We start from the raw sequence: 6,561 nt of genomic DNA, 5'->3' as shown, positions 1-6,561 counted from the left end.
CTGAGCTGCTGCCAGCGTTCGCTGTCGAGCCCTTCGACGAACCGGTTGGGGTCGCAGGTGGGCGTCCTCACCCGGGCCAGCACCTCGCCGTTGCGCGGATCGCTCGCGACCAGCGCGCCGCGCCGGTCGCCGCACATGTCCTCGATGAGCTTTTGCAGCTTGATGTCCAGCGACAGCATCACCGTGTTGCCCGGCGTGGCCGGGTGGCTGGCCAGGCGCCGCACGGCGTGGCCGCCGGCCGAGGTCTCCATGCGCTCCACACCGGTCAGGCCGTGCAGCATGTTCTCGAAGCTCTGCTCGACCCCGAGCTTTCCGATGTACTCGGTGCCGCGGTAGTTGGCTTCGTCCTCGGAGTCCTGGATGCGCGCCTTCTCGGTCTGGTTGATGCGGCCGATGTAGCCGATGGCATGGGCACCCACCTCGCCCAGCGGGTAGTTGCGGAACAGCCGGGCCTTGATGTCCACACCAGGGAAGCGGTAGCGCTGTGCGGAAAAGCGCGCCACTTCCTGATCGGTGAGGCGCGTGCGGATGGGCAGCGACTCGAAGTTGCGCGACTCTTCCAGCAGGCGCTTGAAGCGTCGCCGGTCGCGCTGCTGGATGTCCACCACCTTGGCCAGTTCCTCGATGGTGTCTTCCAGCCCCCCTGTACGCGAGGGCGTGATCTCCAGTGTGTAGGCGGCGTAGTTGGTGGCCAGCACCACGCCATTGCGGTCCATGATCTGGCCGCGGTTGGGCACGATGGGCACCACGGCCGTGCGGTTGCTCTCGGCCTGGGCCGCCAGATCCTCGTGGCGCACCACCTGCAGGTACACCAGGCGCGAGACAAGCAGCCCGAAGGCCAGGAACACCACCAGCGCGATGGTGTAGACGCGGGCCCGGAACCGGAACGAATCCGCTTCGGCGTTGCGCAGTTCGGTCATAGCGGGCGATTCTGGTCGCGGTCAGGCGGGCGGCGCTGGGGCGCCAGCAGTACCCAGCTGGCCAGGGGCCAGAGCAGCGCCTCCAGCACCGGCGCCACGAAGATCCACAGGCCGGGGAATATGCCGCCCGACACCACGCGCACCAGCAGTTCGATGGAATGCGCGATGAGGAACAGCGGCAGCACTTGCAGCGCCTGCGAGGGCACGCTGAACCACAGCAGGCGCCGGTGGATGGCAATGGCGCCGAAGGCCAGCACCGAGTAGGACAGCGCATGCTGACCCAGCAGCGCGGACTGCTGCACGTCCATGCACAGGCCCAGCAGGAAGGCCGTGCCCATGCCGATGCGCAGCGGCTGGTGCACGCTCCAGAACACGATCAGCAGCATCAGCAGGTCGGGCGTCCAGACCACGCGGCCCAGGGGCAGCATGTTGATGGCCAGGCCCACCGCCAGGCTGGCGGCGATGAAGACGGGATTGACGGGCAGCAGCAGCGGCTGGCCGCGCGGCATGATCATTTGTGGCGCCCCTTCTTGCTGGAGCTGGGCACGGGTGCCGGCTCGGGCCGCTCCGGGATATGGCCCGACAGCGGCTTGAGCACCACCACGTGCCGGGCCCCCTGGACCTGGGCCAGCGGGGCGCAGTAGATGCGCGCGAAGGCCGAATCGGCGCGGCGCTCCACGCGCACGACCTTGGCCACGGGCAGGCCCGAGGGGTACAGGCCGTCCACACCGCTGGTGGTCAGCAGGTCGCCCTCGCGCACATCGGCATTGGCGGGCATGAAGCGCAGCTCCATGCCGCCTTCGTTGCCGGCGACCGGATCCCCATAAGCGACCCCGCGCGCTCCGGTGCGGATGTTGAGCACCGGGATGGCCTGGTCGCGGTCCACAAGCAGCGTGACCTCGCTGAGCATGGGGAACACGCGCGTGACCTGGCCCAGGATGCCGGCCTCGTCGAGCACCGGGGCACCCAGCTCCACGCCGCCCAACTGGCCCTTGTCGAGCACGACCCGGCGGGTGTAGGGATCGGCCGTGTCGTAGATGACCTCGGCCGCCTGCGATGGCGTACTGACCCGCTCGCGCAGGGCCAGCAGCTTGCGCAGCCGATCGTTCTCGAGCAGCAGTTGCTCGGCCTGGCTGGCACGCTCGGACATCTGCGCCATCTTGCTGCGTGCGGTGTCGGCGTCCTGCTGCGCGGTCTTGAGGTCCTGGAAGTAGCCGGCCCCGCGCCCGGCGAACTCCACCGGCTGCAGCATGAGCCACTGCACCGGGTAGAGCACGGTGGAGACGGCCTGGCGGAACGGGCCGGTCAGCTTGAAGCGCACGTCCGCCACCATGAGGAACAGGGCCAGCGCGCTGTAGAGCGCGAGCCGCGACAGGGCCGAGGGGCCCTGCTTGAAGAAGGGAGGCGCACTGCGCTCCAGGGTTCCCAGGGGCATGGCGCTCACTGTCGGGCCTGCACTGCGTGCGAACGCGGCGGCCAGGAGCACGGCTCAAAAAGCATCGGTGCGGTTGCGGTCATGCCATTTCAGCGCGATGGGGTGCCTGCGCGGCGCGCAGGCACGGGGACTTCTTACTCGCTTGTAAAGATGCTGCCCTGGCGGTCCATGCGCTCCAGCGCAATGCCGCAGCCGCGCACCACGCAGGTCAGCGGGTCTTCGGCCACCAGCACCGGCAGGCCGGTTTCCTCGGCCAGCAGGCGGTCCAGGTCGCGCAGCAATGCGCCGCCGCCGGTCAGCATCATGCCGCGGTCGGCAATGTCGGCACCGAGTTCGGGCGGTGTCTGTTCCAGGGCGTTCTTGACGGCCGAGACGATCTGGTTGAGCGGATCGGTCAGCGCCTCCAGCACTTCGTTGCTGGAGATGGTGAAGCTGCGCGGCACGCCTTCGCTCAGGTTACGGCCCTTGACCTCCATCTCGCGCACTTCGGAGCCGGGGAAGGCCGAGCCGATGTTCTTCTTGATGGATTCGGCCGTGGGCTCGCCGATCAGCATGCCGTAGTTGCGGCGGATGTAGCTGATGATGGCTTCGTCGAACTTGTCGCCGCCCACGCGCACGCTGCCCTTGTAGACCATGCCGCCGAGCGAGATAACGCCCACTTCGGTGGTGCCGCCGCCGATGTCCACGACCATGGAGCCGCTGGCTTCCGAGACCGGCAGACCGGCACCGATGCCGGCGGCCATGGGTTCCTCGATCAGGTAGACAGCGGTGGCGCCGGCGGCCTCGGCCGCATCCTTGATGGCGCGGCGCTCGACTTGGGTGGAGCCGCAGGGCACGCAGATGATGATGCGCGGGCTGGGGGTGAACAGCGTGCGCGGGTGCACCATCTTGATGAATTGCTTGATCATCTGCTCGGTGATCACGAAATCGGCGATCACGCCGTCCTTCATGGGCCGGATGGCTTCGATGTTGCCGGGCACCTTGCCCAGCATGGCCTTGGCTTCATGGCCTACGGCCTGGATGACTTTCTTTCCATGGGGACCACCTTCGTGGCGGATGGCGACGACGGAGGGCTCATCGAGCACAATGCCTTTGTCGCGGGCGAATATCAGGGTGTTGGCTGTGCCAAGGTCAATGGCAAGGTCGGTGGAGAAGTACCGACGGAAAGCTCCGAACATTCAAGAATCCTCTCAGGCATGGCGTGCGCATCGGCCTGCCATCGCCGGGTTTACGGGGTCAAATTTCGCTTTTTTCGCACAATGACCGGCATGAGGGAGGGTATTGCGGCAAAGCCGGGATAATACCCTATCCCCTGTGAATAACTCCCCTGGCTCCACCCCCCATTTCAGCTTTACATCTGGTTTCTCCCGAATTTTTCCCTATGGCACTGACATCCTTGGACATCGGTCGAATCGCCAACCTGGCACGACTGGAATTGAGCGCGAGCGAAAGTGAGCGCATGCTCACACAACTCAATGGCTTTTTCGACATCGTGGAGAGAATGAGCGCTGTGGATACCGGGGACTTGACACCCCTGGCCCACCCCGTGGCGGCCATCCAGGAGGTCGCCTTGCGCCTGCGCGACGACATCGCCAGCGAGCCCGACCAACGCGAGGCCAACCAGCGCAGCGCCCCTGCGGTAGAGCAAGGTTTGTTCCTTGTGCCCAAGGTGATCGAGTGAGGCCGGCATGAGCGACAACAAGAACACTGCATTGCACGACCTGAGTGTCACCGCCCTGGCCGCACAGCTGCGCGAGCGCCAAATTTCCGCCGTGGAAGCGGCCCGGCACTTCCTGGCCCGTGCCAAGGACCACCAGTCGCTGGGCGCCTACGTGGCGGTCAACGAAGACGCCACGCTGGCCCAGGCGCGCGCGGCTGATGCCCGCATCGCCGCCGGCACGGCCGGCGCGCTCGAAGGCGTGCCCCTGGCGCACAAGGACATCTTCGTCACGCGCGACTTCCCCAGCACCGCCGGCTCGAAGATGCTGGCGGGCTACCAGTCGCCCTTTGACGCCACCGTGGTGCGCAAGCTGGCCGATGCCGGCGCCGTGACCCTGGGCAAGCTCAACTGCGACGAATTCGCCATGGGCTCGGCCAACGAGAACTCGGCCGTGGCCCCCGTGGGCTCGGGTGCGCCCGCCCCGGTGCGCAACCCCTGGGACACGGGCCGCATCCCCGGCGGCTCCTCGGGCGGCAGCGCCGTGGCCGTGGCCGCGCGCCTGGCCCCGGCCGTGACCGGCACGGACACCGGCGGCTCCATCCGCCAGCCGGCCTCGATCTCCGGCATCACCGCCATCAAGCCCACTTACGGCCGCGCTTCGCGCTAAGGCATGATCGCCGTTGCCTCCAGCCTGGACCAGGCCGGGCCCATGGCCCGCACGGCCGAGGACTGCGCGCTGCTGCTGTCCACCATGTGCGGCCCCGACCTGGACCGCGACTCCACATCGCTGGACGTGCCGGCCGAGGACTTCGGCCGTTCGCTCAACGACTCCATCGAGGGCCTGCGCATCGGCATTCCGGCCGAGTTCTTCGGTGACGGCCTGGCGCCCGACGTGCGTGCCGCCGTCGACGCTGCGCTCAAGGAATACGAAAAGCTGGGCGCGAAGCTGGTGCCCATCAGCCTGCCGCGCACCGAACTCTCCATTCCGGTGTACTACATCATCGCGCCGGCCGAGGCCTCGTCCAACCTGAGCCGCTTCGACGGCGTGAAGTTCGGCCACCGCGCCAAGGACTACACCGACTTGGTGGACATGTACAAGAAGACCCGTGCGGAAGGCTTTGGCGACGAGGTCAAGCGCCGCATCATGATCGGCACCTACGTGCTCTCGCACGGCTACTACGACGCCTACTACCTCAAGGCGCAGAAGATCCGCCGCATGATCGCCGACGATTTCCAGCAGGCCTTCGCGCGGTGCGACCTGATCGCCGGACCCGTGGCCCCCACCGTCGCCTGGAAGCTGGGGGAGCACGGCGCCGACCCGCTGGCCGACTACCTGGCGGACATCTTCACCCTGCCCGGCTCGTTGGCCGGCCTGCCCGGCATGAGCGTGCCCGCAGGCTTCGGCGAAGGCGGCATGCCCGTGGGCCTGCAGCTGATCGGCAACTACTTCCAGGAAGCGCGCCTGCTCAATGCAGCGCACCAGCTGCAGCAGGCCACCGACTTTCACCTCCGCCAGCCCGGAGGTCTGTGACATGACGACGACCACCACCAGCAAACTGATCCGCGGCTACGAGGTCGTGATCGGATTCGAGACCCACGCCCAGCTCGCCACCGAGAGCAAGATCTTCAGCCGTGCCCCCACGGCCTTCGGCGCCGAGCCCAACACCCAGGCCTGCGCCGTGGACCTGGCCCTGCCCGGCACGCTGCCGGTGATGAACCGCGCCGCCGTGGAATGCGCCATCAAGCGAGGTTTGGCCCTCGGTTCGCACATCGCGCCCGAGAGCATCTTCGCGCGCAAGAACTACTTCTACCCCGACCTGCCCAAGGGCTACCAGATCAGCCAGTTCGAGATCCCCGTGGTGCAGGGCGGCGAAGTGCAGTTCTTCCTCGGCGACGAGAAGAAGACCGTGCGCCTGGTGCGCGCCCACCTCGAAGAAGATGCCGGCAAGTCGCTGCACGAGGACTTCATCGGCCAGAGCGGTATCGACCTGAACCGCGCCGGCACGCCGCTCCTGGAGATCGTGACCGAGCCCGACATCCGCTCCACCGAAGAGGCCGTGGCCTATGCGCGCGAGCTGCACAAGATCGTGACCTGGATCGGCATCTGCGACGGCAACATGCAGGAAGGCTCGTTCCGCTGCGATGCCAACGTTTCGGTGCGCAAGCCCGGCGCCCCGCTGGGCACGCGCCGCGAGATCAAGAACCTGAACAGCTTCAAGTTCATGCAGCAGGCCATCGATTACGAGATCCAGTGGCAGATCGACGAGATCGAGGACGGCCGCGCGATCCAGCAGGCCACGGTGCTGTTCAACGATGCCACGGGCGAGACCCGCGCCATGCGCACCAAGGAAGACGCGGCCGACTACCGCTACTTCCCCGACCCCGACCTCCCGCCGCTGATGATCGGCGCCGACTGGATCGAACGCGTGAAGGCCGAGCTGCCCGAGTTGCCCGCCGTGATGGCCGCACGCTTTGAAAGCACGGACGGCCTGCCGGCCTACGACGCGCAAATGATGACGGCCAGCCTGCCGCTGGCCCGCTACTAC

5 protein-coding genes and 2 pseudogenes are annotated in these 6,561 nt (G+C 67.2%); 3 read left to right on the top strand and 4 right to left on the bottom strand.

Features of this window, described 5'->3' with window-relative positions; genetic code table 11:
* The 4 genes and pseudogenes from ACK59X_RS04650 to ACK59X_RS04635 all read right to left on the bottom strand — a co-directional run.
* A pseudogene (locus ACK59X_RS04650) lies at positions 1-920 on the bottom strand (penicillin-binding protein 2); the annotation flags it as partial.
* Positions 917-1,435 (bottom strand): rod shape-determining protein MreD, encoded by a 519-nt coding sequence (mreD, locus tag ACK59X_RS04645; RefSeq protein ID WP_409955576.1) that lies wholly within the window; start codon positions 1,433-1,435, stop codon positions 917-919. The gene mreD and the pseudogene ACK59X_RS04650, both read right to left, overlap by 4 nt.
* On the bottom strand, positions 1,432-2,355 hold the full coding sequence (mreC, locus tag ACK59X_RS04640; protein WP_409955574.1) for a rod shape-determining protein MreC: 924 nt from the start codon (positions 2,353-2,355) through the stop codon (positions 1,432-1,434). The genes mreD and mreC overlap by 4 nt, the downstream gene beginning before the upstream one ends.
* Before the next feature lie 134 nt (positions 2,356-2,489).
* Entirely contained in the window at positions 2,490-3,533 is a 1,044-nt protein-coding gene (locus ACK59X_RS04635; protein WP_007858125.1) for a rod shape-determining protein, read from the bottom strand.
* A gap of 203 nt (positions 3,534-3,736) precedes the next feature.
* On the opposite strand from ACK59X_RS04635, the gene gatC reads away from it, so the two are divergent.
* The 3 genes and pseudogenes from gatC to gatB all read left to right on the top strand — a co-directional run.
* Positions 3,737-4,036: an Asp-tRNA(Asn)/Glu-tRNA(Gln) amidotransferase subunit GatC gene (gatC, locus tag ACK59X_RS04630; protein WP_409955572.1), complete on the top strand. Its 300-nt coding sequence runs from the start codon at positions 3,737-3,739 to the stop codon at positions 4,034-4,036.
* Between the two features lie 7 nt (positions 4,037-4,043).
* Positions 4,044-5,546 (top strand): annotated as a pseudogene (gatA, locus tag ACK59X_RS04625) (Asp-tRNA(Asn)/Glu-tRNA(Gln) amidotransferase subunit GatA).
* Between the two features lies 1 nt (position 5,547).
* The coding region (gene gatB, locus ACK59X_RS04620; protein ID WP_409955570.1) for an Asp-tRNA(Asn)/Glu-tRNA(Gln) amidotransferase subunit GatB at positions 5,548-6,561 on the top strand (1,014 nt) is incomplete at its 3' end.

Origin of the sequence: Acidovorax sp., assembly GCF_046339755.1 — a bacterium.
In the GTDB taxonomy this organism is placed as follows: Bacteria; Pseudomonadota; Gammaproteobacteria; order Burkholderiales; family Burkholderiaceae_C; genus Acidovorax.
The sequence above is the reverse complement of the archived record's forward strand: the minus strand, read 5'-3'. Positions and strand labels throughout refer to the sequence as shown.

Coding starts and splice junctions, on each gene's coding strand:
- mreD (WP_409955576.1), bottom strand. CDS start 1,435: ATGATCATGCCGCGCGGCCAGCCGCTGCTGCTGCCCGTCAATCCCGTC.
- mreC (WP_409955574.1), bottom strand. CDS start 2,355: ATGCCCCTGGGAACCCTGGAGCGCAGTGCGCCTCCCTTCTTCAAGCAG.
- ACK59X_RS04635 (WP_007858125.1), bottom strand. CDS start 3,533: ATGTTCGGAGCTTTCCGTCGGTACTTCTCCACCGACCTTGCCATTGAC.
- gatC (WP_409955572.1), top strand. CDS start 3,737: ATGGCACTGACATCCTTGGACATCGGTCGAATCGCCAACCTGGCACGA.